This window comes from Maridesulfovibrio sp., assembly GCF_963676065.1.
GTDB lineage: Bacteria > Desulfobacterota > Desulfovibrionia > Desulfovibrionales > Desulfovibrionaceae > Maridesulfovibrio.
Window position 1 is genome coordinate 1,828,717 of sequence record NZ_OY780933.1, and the last position, 19,059, is coordinate 1,847,775.

The window sequence follows — 19,059 nt, forward strand, 5'->3', positions numbered from 1 at the left end:
GTAGCACAATCAAAGGCGCTATGCGGAGAAGCCATGATAAAAGTTTTTGGGATTCTTAACCCCTTTTTACAAAAAGGGGTTAAGGTCGGCGGCAGACCCGCCGGAGGCTATTTAAAACTATTTTTTAAGCAGTTCGGAAATGTCGGAAACGTTACCGCCGCCCATGCCGCCGAGACCACTGGTGGAGAGGGTCAGGTTGCTGGAAGCTTCGAGATATTTGGTAGAAACATCTTCGGGGCAGTTTTTGTATGTGTAGAGAATGTGGCGTCCTTCAATTTCTCCTTCGATTTCGTTGTCAAAGGGGTAGCCGAAGGGGAGGATCATCATCTGAACACCCTGCTGGGCGGGAACGGTCTGGAGTACTGCGGGATCTTTGATCAGGTTGCTCTCTTCGTCCCATTTACCGATAACCATGTCGCCGTTGATGAGTTTGAAAAGCTTTACATCGTGAGCCATTGGACTTCTCCTTGTCAGGCCGCCATTTGCTTGGGCGCGCGGCCTGTTTTAATTGCATTGGAAAAAAAAGACCGGACGGGTTTTTATAAATCCGGTTCCGGTTCATTGGTTGCGCGTTTGGGCAACACGTAAGAATTAGTGTTTGAGTGGCGGTGTGTCAAGGCTTGGAGCGCACAGGAATTGTAAATCCAGAGTTGTTTTGTCGGATACTGTTCCTAAGCTTGCAGTTCCAGTATTTTTCTATGCCGAAAGCAGCTAACCAGATGATCATTAACCATTCCGGTTGCCTGCATATATGCGTAACATATTGTCGGACCCACGAAATTGAATCCTCTTTTTTTCAGGTCCCTGCTCATGGCTTCTGCTTCAGCGGTCTTTGCGGGAACTTCCTCTAGGGAGTTCCATCGGTTTTGAATTGCCTTTCCGCCTGTGAATTGCCATATGTAAGCATCAAAGCTGCCAAATTCTTTTTGCACATCAAGAAATGCACGGGCATTGCGGACAGCGGAATTAATCTTGAGCTTATTGCGTATAATTCCTTCTTCTTGACGTAGAAGCTCAATTTTATTTTCATCAAACCGTGCGACAATTTCAGGATCAAAATCCGCAAAAACAGCGCGGTAGTTTTCGCGTTTTTTGAGTACGGTCAACCATGAAAGTCCGGCCTGTGCGCCTTCAAGGATGAGAAATTCAAAATGGAGCCGGTCATCATGTATGGGAATTCCCCATTCGGTATCGTGATAGGCTATTTCAAGATCGTGCTTTGCCCAAGGGCAGCGGGTGTGGTTCATGGGAAGACTCCTTATTTAGATGAAGTGGGATGATATTAGGTTTAGTAAATATGTTCAAGGAAGTCTGGTTCATTGGTGAACTCTTCCTGATCGAAAGCAGAATATTCTAGCTTGCCATGTATGGAGTAGTAAACGGCAGGCATTATTTTAGGAGATATTTTTTGATTAAGAAAAGTACCAACAGAGATGACTATCAGTATGTCAGTAACCCTTTTTCCGCTATGTCCAATGAATTCTCAACCGGGCATATTATTGCCGAACACCGTCATGTCAGAGCGCAACTTGTTTTTGCTGAGTCAGGTGTAATGGAAATATATGCTGACCATAAATGCTGGTTTATCCCTCCCCAACGGGCTTTTTGGCTGCCCTCCAATGTCCCCCATTCTATGCGGGCCCACGGACTTGTCGCATTAAGAACGTTTTATGTTGCACCGGATATGTGTCGTACAGATGCTCCAGATCACCCTCTGGCTGTAAAAGTTTCTCCTTTGCTGCATGAACTTTTGGTCGCGGCAGCCAGTATTCCTGTTGATTATGATCTGAATGGGCGCGATGGATTACTGATGCAGTTGATTAATGAAGAAATCAATTGGGCGGATGGGGAGCTGTTCAACCTGGCATGGCCAGAGGATGAACGTATCAGGCATATTTGTGAGCAGTTAAAAGATTACCCTGCCGACTCCCGGTCCTTGAAAGAATGGGGGGAATTGATTGGGTCCTCACATAGAACCTTGTCCCGTTTATTCAGGAAAGAAACAGGGGTTACTTTCATGGAGTGGAGGCAGCAGGCGCGTATTCTCTACGCTCTCCCCCTGCTGTTGTCAGGAGTGTCGGTATTGGAAACAGCATTGGCTGTGGGATATGAGACACCGAGTTCTTTTTCAGCTTTGTTTCGGCGTTTAGTCGGATTGTCTCCCCGTGAATATTTGAAAAAGTAAATGTGAATTGTCCTGTTTGGCGTTCTTTTTTTCCGTTTAGCGTTCGACGGGACATCGTCTGTACTCCTAGTATGCACCGTCTGTAGATCACTTTGTCTGCAGATTCTGTATCGAAGGAGATTATATGTATAATGTGAGAAAAAGAATGACGCTGGCTTTTATACTTGGGCTGGTCATTCTTTGTCAGGCGGCAATTGACATTTACCTACCATCGCTTCCACAAATGGCTCACCACTTTGGTGCTTCTGTGGATCAGGCTCAGATGACAGTTTCCATTTATTTGTTTGGATTTGGCGGGTCACAGATTTTTTATGGTCCTCTTGCAGATCGTTTCGGCAGAATGCCGGTTTTATTGTTTGGGTTGCCTTTGTTCGTAATATCGAGCTTTGGTATAGTGTGGGCACCAACTATTAATTTTATTTTGTTGTTTCGGTTTTTTCAGGGAGCTGCTGTCGGAGCCGCAAGTGTCTGTGCTCGGGCCATAATGCGTGATGTTTTTACTTCAGAGGAACTTCCTGTTGTTTCGTCATATATGTCAATGGGCTGGGCCTTTGTTCCAATTCTTGCCCCTACGCTCGGCGGTATAATTCAACAGCATTTTGGCTGGAAATATTCTTTTATACTCTTGGGCCTTTTAGGACTGATCTTAACCGGATGGCTTGTAATTTGTGTCGGCGAAACTGGCCGTAACCGTTCTACTGGTCTTTCTCTTACGCGCGTTACCAAAGAGTATTGCGGTCTTTTTAAAGAATCAGAATTTAAAAAGAACCTGCTTCTGCTGGTACTGCTGTACAGCGTCTTCAGCTGTGTCAATGTGGCAGGACCTGTTATATTTCAACAACAGTACAATGTCTCTGCCATACAATATGGGTGGATTATGCTGGTTGTAGCTTCAGGTTATTTTGTAGGATCATTCCTTAATAGCAGGCTTTTGCTCAGGATGTATCCTGTCCGTATTATTGGCATGGGGGCGTTTCTTCTTTTCATCGCTGCGTTAGGAGGTTTGCTTATTGAATTGTCTGGGTGGGCGACTGTCAGCACTTTAATGTGTTCCCTATTTGTTGCATATCTTGCTTTGGGGCTTATTTTTGCCAATGCCATTTCGGCGAGTCTGCGTCCGTTTTCTAAACAGGCTGGTATTGCAAGCTCCATGTACGGGGTTATTCTTTTTTGTTCTGGCGCTGTGGTCAGTGCCGGATATGCATTGTTTTTTGAGTCATGCAGCACCAACCTTGCGTATGCATTGTGTCTGATTAGCGGACTGATGTTATTTAGCTATTGGTTCTTTTTCTCAAAAAAAATAAGGAGAGATAAATGTCGTCATTTTTTATCGAGAAGTGCCTGATCCCAAAATTGAAAAACTCCCCGCCTGGCGCAGGGAGTTTTAGGGTACGGAAGAGTTGATTAGTAAAAATTCCGTAATATTTATCCGCTCAGCTATGAAACTTCCGGGTTTGCATTTAAAATCTCGCGCGGGTTTTTGAGCATTAAGATCGCCGCCGCGCCGATAAAACAGCATGTGCCGCAGATTGTGAAGGCCAGCGGGAAATTGTTTATATCCCCCAGCGTTCCTCCAAGAAGGGGACCGCCTATTCCCCCGGCTCCATATGCGAGGAAAATATATGGGTAGTTCTGCCCCACACTTTTGGTTCCGAAAGTATCGGCTGTAATGGTGGGGAAGAGAGCGAAATTACCTCCGAAATTGAAGCCGATAATTGTAGCCCCCGCATAAAGCAGTAAGGCATTGCCGGCCATAGAAGTGAAAGCAAGCAGGGTTGCGCCCTGAATAGCGGTCATTAACAGGATGGATCTTTTGCGGCCCAATTTGTCACTCATGCTACCCCAGATAATGCGGCCCAGTCCGTTGGCGAGGCTGAAGAATACGGCCATAGCCGTCCCCGCCACGGCACTTGCTTCTTCTGCGCTGTAGCCTGTTCCCTGCAAGGCTTCCATGGGATAAAGCTTCATTAGCCCGATGGACATGAGTCCTGCCGCGGCGCTGAAGGTGAAGGTTACGAAGATGAGATAGAATTGTGGTGTCCTGAGCATCTGAGTGGTGCTGAAGTTTTTCTCTTCAGCATCATTCTTGGCATCGGAATTAGTCTCGGGATGGTATCCTTCCGGCATCCAGCCTTCCGGAGGAAAGCGCATCCAGAACGCTCCAGCCGTAATGATCAGGCAGAAGAGCAGCCCGTAAAGTGAGAAGGTGGCGGAAAGTCCCATAGTTTCTATCATGTTGCCCCACGCACCGGCCAGCTTAACCCAGGCCATGGCCCCAAAACCGAATCCTGCAACAGCCAGTCCGGTGATGAAACCCTTCTTATCAGGAAACCAGCGCATGCCCACGGCAATGGGAACAACATAACCGAGGCCGATTCCGGCTCCGCCGATGACTCCGATGAAAATGCACAGGGCGGTAAAGTTGGTCCCGCCGAAAAGTCCTGCAAGCGCGTAGCCAGCTCCGAGCACTAAGGCACTCATAAATGAAAGTCTCATGGGCCCCCACCGGGTGATTTTTTTTCCGGCCCAGACCATGGAAAGCGCAAAGCTGACCAGCCCAATGGAAAAAACAGCCTGAGTTTGGAATTTGGTCCATCCTGCCTCAATAAGCGAGGGGGTGAATACGGACCATGCGTAGATTGCCCCGAGTGCCAGCTGAATGAGTATTGCCCCCATCACGGCACACCATCTGTTCATTATCTTCGCTTCACTCATTTTGCTTCTCCGGTGTTGACGTTGTTTACCCTTTTTTTTCTCCTTATCCGTGCAGATATATGAGCACGCTTGATTTATCTGTGCATTCTATTTTCGGTAAACGGGGTCCAAAACGGCATTCAGCCAATTGTAAATTCTGTTTTTGCCGTTAGTCTGCCGAATGGCCCCGCTTATGGTTATCTTTATAGATACTGTTTATTCAATAATCATTTCTTCAAATGATTGCCGCCAGCCTTTGGGTTGAATTTCTGTTCCGGGATTGAGGTGGCCGATGGCGATAAGCATGGGAATCCAGTATCTGTCAGGGATGTTGAATTCCTTGCGTACGCCTTCGTGATCAAAACCGTCCATGGGATGTGATTCCAGTCCATTGGCTGTTGCTGCATACATCAGAGACATGGCGAAAAGGCCGGTGTTTTTGTTGGCAAATGCTTGAGAGGACATTTCATCGCTTCCGTATAACCCTTGTGTTACACCGGAAAACCATTCCTTCTGGTCAGCCTGCATCTTACCGGATTTGACGAAATCATTAAAAGTGCTTTCTACGGTGGGGGCATCGATTTTCCAGCCTTCGCGGTCTGCGAGCATAATGAGGACTACCGGAGCTTCGGTAACTTTGGGCTGGTTGAAGGCTAGTTTACGCAGAGCCTCTTTGCGATCCATATCGCGAACAATTTTTATCTTCCAGGGTTGAAGATTGTAGCTTGAAGGAGCATTGCCGGCCTCCTCGATGATTTTTTTCAGTAGATTCTGATCTACATCGCGTGCCGGGTCAAAAAAGTTTACAGCTCTTCTTTTTTTCAGAATTTCAGAAAAGTCCATGTTATACTCCTCTTGGTTTAGAGTGTTTGATAAAAGTTCCATTTTCGTATTCTTTAAAAGCTTTTTCCAGCTCTTCAGCTGTGTGCATTACGATGGGACCGCGCCAGAATATCGGTTCCTTGATCGGTTTTCCGGTCAGCAACAGAAAACTTAGAGGTGTCTCGTCCGTGTTTACAGCCAGTTCCTCGCCATCGTCGAAGAGTACCAGTGAGCGGTTTACAACCTTCTGTCCGTTAATAGTGCCTTCGCCGGCAGTGATATAAATGAAGGCCGTGTAGCCGGTTTTTGTTGGGTGGATGAATTCAAATCCTTGGGGAATGCTCACGTCCAGATATTCAGGGTCGATACCGATGCCTTTCGCCGGTCCCGCGATACCGTCAATTTTTCCGGCTATCACTTTGATGCGGCTGCCGTCATCGCGTTTTACAACGGGAATTTCTTCGGCGGAAATTTCTCTGTATTCAGGGTCCACCATTTTATTCTCAGAACTTAAATTGGCCCAGAGCTGAAAGCCGTGCATGGAACCGTTGCCATCGCCCTTTGGCATTTCCTGATGTATAATCCCGCTTCCCGCTGTCATCCACTGCACGTTACCGGCTTTAGTAATTCCTGAGTTGCCGAGGCTGTCGCCGTGTTCCACATCCCCTTTTAACAGGTAGGTGATGGTTTCGATCCCCCGGTGGGGGTGCCATGGAAAGCCTTTCAGGTAATCCTCGGGATTATCGGAGCGGAAGTCATCGAGCATAAGAAAGGGGTCGAAAAGGGGGGCCTCGAAATAGCCGAAAGCCCGGTGGAGCTTAACCCCGGCGCCTTCGTGGACTTGTTCGCCGGAAAATATGTGTTGAATTTCGCGCCTCATTACTGACTCCTGTCGGTGATTGTGTTGTTATTACCTACAGTATCAGTATGAAGTTTATTTGCAAGAGAGGAAACAAAAAAATAGACCGGAATACACGATGCTTCCATAGCCACCTTCCAAAATAGGTAGAAGCATTTTTCGCGTATTCCGGTCTCATCCGGTACGGTGCGGGCTGCTGAACTATTGCCCGGTTCCTTATAAAAAGAACCGGGCAACTTCCGGGCAACCTTTTGCCATACTTATGGATTCATTATTTCTTCATAACCTTCGATGAGATCGGTCACTACTGAAGGATCAGCCAGTGTCGAAGTGTCGCCGAGATTTGAAGTATCGCCTTCTACAATCTTACGCAGGATCCGGCGCATGATCTTACCGCTGCGGGTTTTCGGCAGAGATGGAGCGAACTGGATAACTTCCGGTGCTGCCAGGGGGCCGATTTCCTTACGGACATGCAGGCGCAGTTCTTTGATCAGCTCGTCATCTTCATTGTACTCAGATTCGGATTTGAGGGTTACGTATGCGTAGATTGACTGCCCTTTTACTTCGTGGGGCATACCTACTACCGCAGCTTCGGATATTGCCGGGTGGGAAACAAGAGCGGATTCGATTTCAGCTGTTCCGAGCCTGTGGCCGGAAACATTGATAACGTCATCAACCCGTCCCATAATCCAGTAGTATCCGTCTGCGTCCTTGCGTGCTCCGTCGCCGGATTCGTATGTGCCGGGGAAACCTTCAAAGTACTGCTGTTTGAAACGTTCCTGATTACCCCATACTCCACGTAACATGCCGGGCCACGGTTTACGGATAACGAGAAAACCACCTTCATTGGGACCGACTTCTTCGCCGTGACGATCCACAATCGCCGCATCAATGCCGGGCAGCGGGAGGGTTGCCGATCCGGGTTTGAGCGGGGTGGCGTAGGGCAGGGGGGAAAGTATATGCCCGCCTGTTTCCGTCTGCCACCAGGTATCGATGATAGGCAGCTTTGAAGCACCGATCTTTTCATGATACCACATCCATGCCTCGGGGTTGATGGGCTCGCCGACTGTTCCGAGAATGCGCAGACTGGAGAGATCATGTTTCTTGGTCCACTGATCACCTTCCCGCATCAGGGCGCGGATTGCGGTGGGCGCGGTGTAGAAAATATTTACCCTGAATTTTTCGCAGATCTGCCAGAATCTTGCCGGGTCCGGGTAGGTAGGCACAGATTCAAACATAATACTGGTGGAGCCGAGAGCCAGCGGGCCGTATACAATGTATGAGTGCCCGGTTACCCAGCCGATGTCGGCGGTACACCAGTGAACGTCATTGTCCTTGAGATCGAATACCCACTGGCAGGTGTGAGCGGCGTAAGTCATATAGCCGCCGGTAGTGTGGAAAACTCCTTTGGGCTTTCCGGTGCTGCCGGAAGTATAGAGGATGAAAAGCGGATCTTCGGAATCCATCAGCTCATAGGGGCAGTTGTCGGTTATTTCCGGGTCTGCCATGAGTTCGGACCAGAGAATGTCGCGGCCTTCAACCATTTCAATCTCATTGTTAGCTCTGGGAACAACGATGCACTGCTCAACGGAAGGACATTCCTTGAGAGCTTCATCGGAATTGGGCTTGAGCGGAATTTTTCTTCCGCCGCGCAGAACTCCGTCACCGGTGATATGAACCTTGGCTCCGCAGTCATTGATGCGGTCGCGCAGGCTGTTGGAGCTGAAACCCGCAAAAATGATGGAGTGCGGTGCGCCGATGCGGGTACAGGCCAGCATGGCGATGGCCAGTTCCGGGATCATGGGCAGATAAATTGATACACGGTCACCCTTTTGCACGCCGAGTTTTTTTAATACATTGGCAAAGCGGCATACTTCGCGATGCAGCATGTCGTATGTGTAAACTTTTACTTCGTGGTCTTCCTCACCCTGCCAGATGAGTGCAGCCTTGTTGCGACGGCCGTTTTCAATGTGACGGTCAAGGCAGTTGGCGGAGGCATTAAGCTTGCCGCCTTCGAACCATTTGATTTCCGGTTTGTCAAAATCATAATCAAGAACATTGTCCCACTTCTTGTCCCACGTGAGCAGTTCTTCAGCGCGTTCAGCCCAGAATCCTTCCATGTCGTTAATGGAACGGTCATAGATTTTTTTGTACTCTTCAAGGCTTTTCACGCATGCGCCGGGAAAATCAGCAGGAGGGTTAAAAAGTCTATTTTCTTTGGAGAGACTTTCAATTTTTTGTTCTTCAGTCATAAGATGGCCTCCTGAGGATGTTTTTAATAATGCATTTGGCAGCAGAAAAAATCGTTGCTTGATGTATAGGTTATATACATTTTTTATAACGTATGCACATGCTTTTCGATAAACGGTGGCTGAAAATCACTTAACGGAAGTAAAAACCGTTTGGCGGAAAGTTCGTGCCGTTTACCCGGAAAAGTTACCGTTTGCTGTTCTTGCCGTAATTAGTAAAGATACGATATATCCTTAAAAAAAATACAAAAGGGCCGCCGGAGGCATTCTTTATGAAAGCGCTAGTCATAAATCTTACCCGTTTCGGGGATCTGCTCCAGACCCAGCCGGTAATCACCGCTCTTGTAGAGCAGGGTTACGAAGTCGGTGTCATGTGTCTGAAGAATTTTGCCGGGGCGACCCAATTATTGTGCAATGTCTCGCATACTTTTGCCCTGCCCGGAGCCCCTCTGCTGGCCGCACTGGACCGTGACTGGCGTGAAGCCATCAATTTTTTTGAAACATATTGTACCGAAATAGAAGATTCATTTGATCCCGAGCTTATCGTTAATCTGACTCCTTCCGTATCAGCCCGGCTGTTAACCCTGCGGCTTGGCCGGGAGCGCGAGGTGCGCGGCTTTGCCATGGATGAATTCGGCTTCAATGCGGATACTTCCCGCTGGGCCGGTTTTTTACAGATGGCATCATCAAACCGCGGTTCCAGTCCTTTCAATGTAGTCGATCTTTTCAGTAAAGTTTCCGGTATTGATAACCCCGTGCCGTTTGAGTTGGCTAAGCCATCCCCGGAAATGAAGGCTGCGGCCCTGAAACTGCTGGAAAATACCGCTCCCGGAGCTGTGGGTTTTGTCGGTTTTCAGCCGGGAGCAAGCGAGGATCGCAGACGTTGGCCGGTAGATCATTTCAGGGAACTCGGCCTTAGACTGTGGAAGGAAAAACGACTGGTTCCGGTTCTGCTGGGCACTGAAAATGAAAAAAAGCTGGGAGAACGCATTTTACAGGGCGCCGGATTTCCGGCTGTCAATCTGATGGGGGCAACCTCTTTGCCGGAGCTGGCCGCAGTATTGCGCCGTCTGAATATGCTGGTGACCAATGATACCGGTACAATGCATCTTGCCGCCGGTTCGGGAACCCCGCTTGCAGCTGTATTTCTGGCTACTGCCCAGCCTTGGGACACCGGACCTGCCGCAGAAAACCTGTGCTGTTTTGAACCGGATCTTGATTGCCATCCCTGTGCTTTCGGGCAGGAGTGCGCCTGTGATAACATCTGCCGCCGGGAAGTAGGCGCGGATGTTGTTTTTGACGCGGTGTCATTTTATATTGATAGCGGGAAATGGCCCCGACTTGAGAATAGGGGAGTGCGGGCTTATGTGACCGGTCGTGATGAACTCGGGCTCATCACTCTGGCATCCCTTTCCGGTCATGAACAAAGTGACCGGCATAAGTGGATTGTGCTTCAGCGTGAATTGTTCCGTCGTTTTCTTGACGGAGAGGTTCTTTCCGCGATTACTCCGGACCGGGTGGATTTTTCCGCCGTGCTGCGGGAAAGATTACTCAGCACCCTTGGCGACTGCCGGGATGTGCTTTTTCTCCTCAATAAACAGGCTGCGATATTGCAGGCAGCCCCGGTCGAAGCCATGAAGGTAAAATTTCTAGCTAACCTGCAAAAAATACAGGATATCCTCTCCTCCTGTCCGGAACTTTCCGTGCTGTCATCTATGTGGATGGTAGAATCCCGTGCCCATGAAAGTATGCAGGGCCTTGTAGGGCAGCTGGATCGCTATATGGCATTGGTTGCAGCCATGTCCGCTTCTCTTGAATGAAGATGGCATGACTCTTGAATGAAAAAGGGCGTACCGGACCAACCGGAAAAAATTACGTACCTAATTCAGGAGGAGAGTCATTATGATCGTTATTGATGGAAACAAAACTGATATCGATATCAGAAGCTTTGAAAATCTCGAGCAGGTTTTCGACAAGGTTATGGAATCAGGTCACCTCGACGACCGCATTGTTACCGATGTAAAAGTCAATTCTGAACCTTTCAGCGAAATTTACCCCAACCAGTCGGAAGATATTGAAACTTCCGAAGTCGAAAGTCTCGAAATAACCAGTTCTTCAACTGTTGAAATGGCTTCCGCAATTACCCTCGAACTCTACAAGGTCGTGCATATCATGGCCGGCGGCGGCAAGCAGGTAGCGGAACTTTTCAGACAGGCAGATGATTCCGAAGCCCTTGAACTGTATCAGGATCTTCTTGATGTTGTCAGGGATTTTATTGGAATGGTAGGTGGCCTGCGCGAGCAGTTCTCCCTTAAGCAGAATGAAGAATTTGAACAGGTTGCGGAAGAATTTTCCGGTCTTTTCACTGAAATGACCGAAGTCCTTGAAAACGAGGACTGGATTTTGCTGGCTGATTTACTTGAATATGAATTTTTGCCTTCCGTTGAAAAATGGAAGAATGTTATCTCCGGTATTCGTGAGGAGCTCCGGGAGGTAGCCAAGAGGTAGACTGTTATGGCCGAAACCTTGGAACTTCTGGATCAGGCTCTTGAACTCGGTTACAATGAACTGAGATTTTTAGCGGCAGGTGAGGTGGACGAAGCCTTTGATGCCGCCGAAAAACGAGGTGAACTTACCACTCAGGCTCTGGAAACGAAAGAGAGTGTGAGTTTGGACCAGATTCTGGAAAAGCTTAGCAAGCTTAAGAGACTGCAGGGACAGCTTACCGCTGAAGCCAGAAAGCTTCACGAAGCGCTGCGGCAGGATATCGGGCGGGCTAAGCAGGAAGGTGCCCGCTTCAAGGGGTACGGCAAAGTCGCTCGCGGCACCCCCTTGATAGCCAACCGCTTTATAAACAAGGTTGGATAAAGCGCGAAAGCGAAATATAAGACTGTCCTTTCGCGTAAAGACGGTACATAAATCCCCCGCTGATAGGTTCTCGGCGGGGGATTTTTGGTTTTTATCCTGTTTGAGGTTCAAAAAATTGTCGGCTATATTTTTGTCCAGTCAATGTGCTGTTCATTTTCATCACGCATTTTACCGCTTCCGGTGAATTCAACACCTACCCGGCAGATCCCGTCCATATTTTCCATGGAGCGCACCTTGCCGGTATACCAGTAGGGTTTGAATATTTTCTGCCTAAAATTGAACATGAAAATGTTAATCAGCACATTGTCATTTATTTGGAATTTTGATTCTACCAGCAGGGGGGATGTTTTGACCCCGATACCGCCATTTGAAATATTGATGACCTGATTGTCCTCATGCCCGGACGCGCGGGGATCATATGAGTTTACGGCGAGGTCCGGGATGCGGTCCACGAATGATGTGTCGCTGGAATCTGCCTCTCCAAGCCAGAGTTTGACCCTGATAAACTGCTGATCGACGACCCTTTTGCGTTTATGTCGGCGGCGCTTGACCAGAGCGAATTTTGCGGGAGGGGTGATGGTTAATCTTCCGCAGCCGTCTTCGTCACATTCAATGGAGTCTATGGTGGAACGGAAGGAGTTGACTTTCCCGGCCATACTCTGCTCGGGAGGAAACATCAGGATTACCTCATTTGATGCACTCAGTTGAGATATTCCGTTTTCTGCAATTAATTCTAGGCGGATGAGGTCCGGTTTTACCTCGGTAAGTACCGCTCTGCCCAGCGTGTCATTGTGCTGCTCGGCAGCGGCAATATCCATGATGGTTCCGTTCTTGTAAAAAAAGTTTACGAAATCGGTGGGGCCCTGCGGCTGTTTGTCCCTTTTGGATTTGGGGCGTAGCAGTTTGTAGGCTAAGATTGCCGCCAACAGGGCGATGAGTACAGCAGCGCCCAGAATCAGGTATAAAGATTCCTGTGGCAGGGTTGTCAAATTTTTTTCAGCAGGATCGATGACCCGTGTCTGAATCTGATCAATTATGTACTGAAAGTCTAATTTTCCCATTGTTAAATTTCCCACAGCTGCTATGATTTAGGGTAAAAATTTTTACCATCCATATATGTATGGTCAGTGGCAGATTAATGTCAATATTAGGTAATTGCTGGACTAAGGGAATCTTTACAGATAATCCTCTCCCTTGCGTAGGGTTATTCGGTCTGCAGACAATGTATTTTCGCTAATGGGACAGCAGATCATTTTTATCAACAACCAACTGAATACAGGGCTTTTCTTAAATGCTCGAAAAAACATTTTGCCATCTCAAAGGAATAGGAAGCACAACTGAAGCTAAAATATGGCAGGCAGGGGTGAACGATTGGGATGATATCCTTAAAGGAGCTTCCACTCCTCTCTCCGCAGCAAAGACGAATGAGCTTGAGAAGGGGTGCGGAAAATCAAAGCAGAAGCTTGAAGAAAAAGATGCCAATTGGTTTGCCGACCGTCTTCCGGCCTCGGACCAGTGGAGAATGTTTTCGCATTTTCGGGATAATGTGGCTTATATTGATATTGAAACGACCGGAACCGATGCCCATAGTTGCGATATCACCACCATCGCCCTTTGGAACGGTAGAGAGATTAAAACCTATGTGCAGGGCAAAAATCTTTATGATTTTGAGGAAGAAATTGCACGCTATCCTTTGATTGTAAGCTTCAACGGTAAATGTTTTGATGTGCCGTTCATTGAAAAATATTTTGGTATTAAAGTTCATGCCGCACATATCGATCTGCGCTTTGTGTTCCGTTCATTGGGAATCACCGGCGGGTTGAAAGGTATTGAGCACTATTTCGGCATGGATCGCGGGGATGCAGAAGGATTGGATGGATATTTCGCGGTCCTGCTCTGGAATGAGTACGAGATGAACGGTGATGACCGGGCCCTTGAAACCCTGCTGGCTTATAACGTTCTCGACAGTGTGAATCTGGAAAACTTGATGATTAAAGGCTACAATCTACATATTGAAAGATTTTCGCAGCATGATCTTGACCCCATAGCCGAGAAGGCTGAACCGTTGAATCCCTTCAGAGCCCATCGTGAGGTTGTGGATGGAATCCGGGCTAAATACTCCGGCGAAGGTTCATTTCGCAGATTCTGATAAACGCTCGTGTCCCGGACGGGATCGATTTTTCATTTTTTCAGTTAATGGAATTTTTTGCCCGTAAAAGGTTGTCTTCTTATTTGAAGATAACCTTTTTTTGTGGTTCTATTGTGTAATAATATTAAATTAAACAAGATGTTTATGTTTTTGTTTAGACTTTTTGTATACGTTTTGACAGCCGTTTTGAGAAATAGGAACAGTCTATGCATTCTATCTTGCGGTGGGTAAAGCATGCCTTCATGTTTTTAATATATGATGTTCGTAAGGAGTATTGAGATGCAGGAACAGAGCACGATTGAAATTGGGGAAATTAATCATGTATTCATGAATCAGGAAGAGATGGTCATTGATCCCTCTCTATATTCAGAAGGGTCCCTGCTGGAAGAAGTGGACCGCATGAGCGATCCTTCAGTAAAGATTTCCAATTCCATGATTATGGGAATGGTTCTCAAATTTTTTTACTGCTATGTTCACAAAGGCGGTTTTGATAAACCTGTACCTCTTGAGGATGTAAGCAGATTATGCGAGATGTTCAGCCGTCATCGCAGCCTTAATGAACCTGATGATGACATTGAGCTGATGAATTATCTTCGCCAGTGGTCTTTTTCTCTGCGTATGCTCGCGGATATCACTAAAACCAGCCATATCATCCGTTCCATCGTTACCCAGAATATCTCTCCCAAACTCCTTGAACAGGAGGAATACGTGGGGCTGGACATCGGTACCGGAACCGGAATACTCCTGCTCGCCCAGCATATCCATGCCCGCCGCAACGGTTTTAAAAAGATCGCTCTTTACGGCATTGAGTATGATAAAATGGTCGGTTTGCAGAGCTATAAAATTTTTAAAGAGCTGGATATTGCTGAAGTAATTCTGGGAGATGCGCGGGATGCTAAAAATTATGCCCCGCTTACTAACAAGGTCGTAACCTTTGTCTCCAATGAAACTGTCGCGGCCATGCATCAGCCCTTACGGCGCGAGCATTTTGTATCTATTTGCAAGACCCTGTTCCGTACACTGGGCAAAAATATCAAAGACGCGGCATTCTTCCCGGAAGGATTGATCGCCTTTTGCAAAGATATGAATGTCTCCGTGCTGCTGGCGAAAAATACCGCCTTTCAGGGGCCAAAAGAATATCACGATATGAATCTGTTTCCGCAAGGTATAATAATTGAAGGAAATATTGTGCCCCTGCATCAACTGGGGGAAGAACTTCTTCCTTACCTTTCCGATTGGGCCCAGCGCAGGCTGCCGCGCCGGTGGTAAAATCACGCTCTTTACTTCACATCATATTTGTATAATGATCCGCGCGCCTCGTAAGGGGCGCGCTTTTTTGTTTTGAATGCCTCCGGCGGCTGGGGAAGGGAAAACTCTTGCAAGAGTTTTCCCTTCCCCAGACCCCATCCCTTTCAGAACCTTTAAATAAGGCTTCGCCGCTTTGTGTTGCAGGTATATCTTCAGTTTAAGTCTGCGTAGTGTAACTAAAAATTTTTGGGATTCTTAACCCCTTTTTTCCAAAAGGGTTTAAGCCGCCGGAGGCAAAGGAAATTTAATTTTATGGAGTCTTGTTTGAGTTTCGACCAGTTTAAATTTGACATGCGTCTTGTGTCTGGAATCCGCAGTGCCGGATATGAGGTTCCTACCCCTGTGCAGCTGAAGACTATTCCTTCCGTGCTTCAGGGGCGCGATGTCATGGGCCTTGCCCAGACTGGGACGGGTAAGACAGCCGCTTTCGTGCTGCCTGTGTTGCAGCGTTTGCTTGATCAAGAAGCACCAAAACGTGGCCCTGTGCGGGTATTGATACTTTCACCCACTCGTGAGCTGGCTATGCAGACTCATGAAACATTCATTGAGCTGGGCCGGCAAACTGGAATCCGCAGTGCTGCTGTCTATGGTGGCGCAGGAATCGGCAAACAGGCCAAGGAAGCCAAGAAAGCTACCATAATCAACGCATGTCCCGGCAGGCTGCTGGATCTGCTGGAGCGTGGTGAAATAGACCTTTCCCATGTGGATACCCTTATCTTAGATGAAGCGGACCATATGCTTGATATGGGATTTATGGATGAGGTGAACAAAATTTTAGCTCAACTGCCGGCCAAGAGGCAGAATCTGATGTTTTCCGCAACTATGCCCGATCAGATCAACACGCTTTCCAAGACTATCCTGAATAATCCGGAAGTGGTCAGGGTTGCGGTTACGGTCAGTGCGGATGGGGTTAAGCATTTTTGTTGTCCTGTTCCTTTGTATTTGAAACAGAGTTTTCTTAAAAATCTGCTCATGGAAATTTTTTATGATCGGGTGCTGGTCTTTGTGCGTACTAAACGCTGGGCCAAAAGGCTTGCTCAGCGACTTATGAAGGAAGGACTGCCTGCTGCGGACTTGCATGGTGATCTTTCCCAGAGCAAGCGTAACCGCGCTCTTGAAGGTTTTAAGAGTGGAGAATTCACCGTGCTGGTTGCCACAGACCTTGCTGCGCGGGGCATCGACTGCTCAAATATCACCCATGTCATAAATTACGATATGCCGGATAATTTGGAAATTTTTGTCCATCGTACCGGCAGGACCGGAAGGGCTGAAGCTAAAGGTATTGCGTATACTTTTGTTGCAAACGAAGAGAAGACTCGGCTTGCTGAAATTGAAGAAGGATTAGGGTTCGGTTTGGATCTTTTTTATCTGGATCAGTTCAATTACAATGCCCCTAAGTCTGATTTTATTTCATCCACCCCGGATACAGAGGGGAGTAGAAAGTATAAATTATCGGATAAAGAAGGGCGTAAGAAGCGTAATCCCTCGAGTAAAGAAGGCCGCAAAAAACGCAACTTCCCGGATAAAGAAGGCCGTAAAAAGCGAACCTCCCCGGATAGAGATGGCCGTAAAAAGCGTAACTCCCGGTCAAAAAAGAAATAGTTTTATATCTTTAGGCTCCATGATAAAAGAGCCGATAATGTGGACAATGCAATGAAAAAATTCTGGATAACCACCTTAGGTTGCAAAATAAATCAGTATGAAAGTGAATCCATACGCGAGCGTTGGCTGCGTATGGGCTACGAACAGGCCGATAATGATGCCGAAGCCCACGAAATAGTCATCAACTCCTGCGCTGTGACTCAGGCGGCTCTTCGCGATCTGCGCCAGACAGTGAGAGGGATCAACCGCCGTAATCCAGAGGGAAAAGTTATTATCGCCGGGTGTGCGGCACAGGTTTTCGCTGAGGAGCTGGCCGAACTTCCCGGAGTAGTGGACGTTATTCCGCAGGAACGTAAATTCGAGCTGTTAAAGCTTGAAGAACGTCCTGAAGCGGGTGAAAGCGAAACAATTTTTCAGCCTTTTGAGATTGATGATTACGAACGCTCAAGGGCGGTGGTTAAGGTTCAGGACGGCTGCTCGCATCGTTGCACCTATTGCATCGTACCCATAACCAGAGGGCCGAGCGTGAGCCGGTCAGCCGATGATGTGCTTAAAGAAATCGCCCGTTTGCTTGAAGCCGGTTTCCGGGAAATGATCATAAGCGGCATCAATTTGAGCCATTACGGGCGCGAGTTTGAAGAGCGTATAGATTTCTGGGACCTCATGGAGCGCATAGAAGATGAGTTCGGCGCTAAGTGGGGCGGGCGTGCAAGGCTGCGCATCAGTTCTCTTGAACCGGGGCAGCTTAAAGAACGGGCGCTGGAAATTTTTGCCAGGTCTGAACTGATCTGCCCGCAATTACATCTTTCCCTGCAAAGCGGCGATAGCTCTGTGCTTAAACGTATGGGCAGAGGCCATTACAAGCCTGATGATGTGCTTGTCTTTCTGGACAAGCTAAAGGAGATATGGCCTGTTTTCGGACTGGGAGCCGATATTCTGACCTGTTTTCCCGGAGAAACTGAGGAAGAATTTAATAATACTCTTGAATTCTGCCGTAAACTTCCCCTATCTTATGCGCACGTTTTTCCGTATTCTATACGTCCGGGAACCGCTGCGGCTTCCATGAAAGGCCAACTTGACGCTCAGACTAAAAAGAAGAGAGGGCGTCTCCTGCGTGAATTAGTGGAAGAAAAGAAGCAGGAATTCCTGCACAAAATTTCAGAAATGGACTCACTGAAAGTCCTTTTCCAAAACAAGAATAAGGGCATTTGTGAATTCTATTCCACCTGTATTCTGGAAGATGGATTTGAAAATGAAGTGCCTCGTGATTTAGTAGAAGTAAAACCCGTAGCTGTTAAAGAAGGCAGTCTGACGGTTAAAACAAAATAAATAAATTTACTCCGGCGAAGCATATTAAAAGTTTTTGAAGAGTCCAGGGAAAATTTTTGAAAAAAGTTTCTCTGTCCCTCGGAGAGCCGCCGGAGGCAAAAGGAGCAATAAATGCCCGTAAGTATGACCGGTTTTGGTCGCGCAGAGACCACCGAAGATAAATGGAGCCATGTTTGGGAAATCCGCAGTGTTAACTCCCGTTTTCTGGATTTGAAATGGCGTCTGCCCAATTCCCTGCGCGGATATGAATCCCGTTGGGAAAAGATTGTCAGAAAATACGGTTCCCGCGGCCGGGTTGATCTTTCTCTCAATCTGGAAGTTTTCAGCACTGAACTGCTTGGAATCAGCCTGAATCAGTTGCAGGCCAAAGCCATGATTGATCAGCTTAAAGATATGGCCTCTGCTGACGGCGTTGAGTTTGCTCCTGATTACAACCGTCTGTTTAATATTTCCGGCCTGTGGCGCGATGCTTCCAGTGAACCTGATCCGCAGATGGCTAAATCCATCAGCGAAGGTCTGGAAAAAGCGCTGGCGAACTGGCGTGAATCCAGAAAAGATGAAGGTAACGACCTCGTGCGCGACCTTGAAGAACGTTTCACCCTGCTCAAAGATTACACTGAAAAGGTCAAGGTCAAAATTCCTGAGATTCTCGAAACCAAGCGCGAAGCCCTGATCGAAAGAGTAAAGGGAAATATGGAAAATCTCGGTGCTGAATACATTGAAGACCGTATGGTGCAGGAAGTTTCCATCCTGACCGATAAGCTGGATGTTTCCGAAGAAATAACCAGACTTGATGCCCATCTTGAACGCATTTTTGAAGTTCTTCGCGGCAACAAAGACGCCGGTAAACGCCTTGACTTCCTGCTGCAGGAAACATTCAGGGAAATCAATACCTGCGGCAACAAGTGTCAGGATTCAGAAGTGAGCAGGATTGTTGTTGAATTCAAGGCTGAACTTGAAAAATGCCGTGAACAGGTTCAAAACATCGAGTAAT

17 protein-coding genes are annotated in these 19,059 nt (G+C 47.5%); 10 read left to right on the forward strand and 7 right to left on the reverse strand.

Annotated elements, in window-relative coordinates:
* Positions 1-117 precede the first annotated feature (117 nt).
* On the reverse strand, positions 118-456 hold the full coding sequence (locus ACKU35_RS08185; RefSeq protein ID WP_319764871.1) for a hypothetical protein: 339 nt from the start codon (positions 454-456) through the stop codon (positions 118-120).
* Positions 457-671: 215 nt separating this feature from the next.
* Positions 672-1,247, reverse strand: coding sequence for a DNA-3-methyladenine glycosylase I (locus ACKU35_RS08190; protein ID WP_319764872.1), 576 nt, complete (start codon positions 1,245-1,247; stop codon positions 672-674).
* 161 nt (positions 1,248-1,408) lie between these two features.
* Here ACKU35_RS08190 and ACKU35_RS08195 point away from each other — a divergent pair, with 161 nt between their 5' ends.
* Both ACKU35_RS08195 and ACKU35_RS08200 read left to right on the forward strand, forming a co-directional pair.
* Positions 1,409-2,185 carry a helix-turn-helix transcriptional regulator gene (locus ACKU35_RS08195; protein WP_319764874.1) on the forward strand — a complete coding sequence of 259 codons (777 nt, stop codon included), beginning with the start codon at positions 1,409-1,411 and terminating at the stop codon, positions 2,183-2,185.
* 124 nt (positions 2,186-2,309) lie between these two features.
* On the forward strand, positions 2,310-3,530 hold the full coding sequence (locus ACKU35_RS08200; RefSeq protein ID WP_319764876.1) for a multidrug effflux MFS transporter: 1,221 nt from the start codon (positions 2,310-2,312) through the stop codon (positions 3,528-3,530).
* A 92-nt stretch (positions 3,531-3,622) separates the two neighbouring features.
* Here ACKU35_RS08200 and ACKU35_RS08205 read toward each other — a convergent pair whose 3' ends face one another.
* The 4 genes from ACKU35_RS08205 to acs all read right to left on the reverse strand — a co-directional run bounded on the left by ACKU35_RS08205 (position 3,623) and on the right by acs (position 8,812).
* Positions 3,623-4,900, reverse strand: a complete 1,278-nt coding sequence (locus tag ACKU35_RS08205) for an OFA family MFS transporter (protein ID WP_319764878.1) — start codon at positions 4,898-4,900, stop codon at positions 3,623-3,625.
* Positions 4,901-5,095: 195 nt separating this feature from the next.
* Positions 5,096-5,722 carry a nitroreductase family protein gene (locus ACKU35_RS08210; RefSeq protein ID WP_319764879.1) on the reverse strand — a complete coding sequence of 209 codons (627 nt, stop codon included), beginning with the start codon at positions 5,720-5,722 and terminating at the stop codon, positions 5,096-5,098.
* Position 5,723: 1 nt separating this feature from the next.
* The gene (locus ACKU35_RS08215) at positions 5,724-6,581 is read right to left on the reverse strand and encodes a pirin family protein (protein ID WP_319764881.1); all 858 of its coding nucleotides are present in this window, start codon (positions 6,579-6,581) and stop codon (positions 5,724-5,726) included.
* Positions 6,582-6,820: 239 nt separating this feature from the next.
* Complete coding sequence (gene acs, locus ACKU35_RS08220; protein WP_319764882.1) at positions 6,821-8,812, reverse strand: acetate--CoA ligase; 1,992 nt, start codon at positions 8,810-8,812, stop codon at positions 6,821-6,823.
* 269 nt (positions 8,813-9,081) lie between these two features.
* Between acs and ACKU35_RS08225 the strand changes: the two genes are divergently transcribed.
* The 3 genes from ACKU35_RS08225 to ACKU35_RS08235 all read left to right on the forward strand — a co-directional run bounded on the left by ACKU35_RS08225 (position 9,082) and on the right by ACKU35_RS08235 (position 11,677).
* Positions 9,082-10,629, forward strand: a complete 1,548-nt coding sequence (locus ACKU35_RS08225; protein ID WP_319764884.1) for a glycosyltransferase family 9 protein — start codon at positions 9,082-9,084, stop codon at positions 10,627-10,629.
* A gap of 82 nt (positions 10,630-10,711) precedes the next feature.
* Complete coding sequence (locus ACKU35_RS08230; protein ID WP_319764886.1) at positions 10,712-11,317, forward strand: hypothetical protein; 606 nt, start codon at positions 10,712-10,714, stop codon at positions 11,315-11,317.
* A gap of 6 nt (positions 11,318-11,323) precedes the next feature.
* A complete protein-coding gene (locus ACKU35_RS08235) occupies positions 11,324-11,677 on the forward strand; it encodes a hypothetical protein (protein WP_319764888.1) in 354 nt (117 codons plus the stop codon).
* A gap of 122 nt (positions 11,678-11,799) precedes the next feature.
* Here ACKU35_RS08235 and ACKU35_RS08240 read toward each other — a convergent pair whose 3' ends face one another.
* Complete coding sequence (locus ACKU35_RS08240; protein WP_319764889.1) at positions 11,800-12,738, reverse strand: PilZ domain-containing protein; 939 nt, start codon at positions 12,736-12,738, stop codon at positions 11,800-11,802.
* Between the two features lie 230 nt (positions 12,739-12,968).
* Between ACKU35_RS08240 and ACKU35_RS08245 the strand changes: the two genes are divergently transcribed.
* The 5 genes from ACKU35_RS08245 to ACKU35_RS08265 all read left to right on the forward strand — a co-directional run bounded on the left by ACKU35_RS08245 (position 12,969) and on the right by ACKU35_RS08265 (position 19,058).
* Positions 12,969-13,826 carry a ribonuclease H-like domain-containing protein gene (locus ACKU35_RS08245; RefSeq protein WP_319764891.1) on the forward strand — a complete coding sequence of 286 codons (858 nt, stop codon included), beginning with the start codon at positions 12,969-12,971 and terminating at the stop codon, positions 13,824-13,826.
* A 279-nt stretch (positions 13,827-14,105) separates the two neighbouring features.
* Positions 14,106-15,095, forward strand: coding sequence for a class I SAM-dependent methyltransferase (locus ACKU35_RS08250; protein ID WP_319764893.1), 990 nt, complete (start codon positions 14,106-14,108; stop codon positions 15,093-15,095).
* Between the two features lie 303 nt (positions 15,096-15,398).
* Entirely contained in the window at positions 15,399-16,736 is a 1,338-nt protein-coding gene (locus ACKU35_RS08255; protein ID WP_319764895.1) for a DEAD/DEAH box helicase, read from the forward strand.
* A 51-nt stretch (positions 16,737-16,787) separates the two neighbouring features.
* Entirely contained in the window at positions 16,788-18,065 is a 1,278-nt protein-coding gene (gene mtaB, locus ACKU35_RS08260) for a tRNA (N(6)-L-threonylcarbamoyladenosine(37)-C(2))-methylthiotransferase MtaB (protein ID WP_319764897.1), read from the forward strand.
* Positions 18,066-18,176: 111 nt separating this feature from the next.
* Positions 18,177-19,058 carry a YicC/YloC family endoribonuclease gene (locus ACKU35_RS08265; protein WP_319764899.1) on the forward strand — a complete coding sequence of 294 codons (882 nt, stop codon included), beginning with the start codon at positions 18,177-18,179 and terminating at the stop codon, positions 19,056-19,058.
* The last annotated feature ends 1 nt before the right edge of the window (position 19,059 follow it).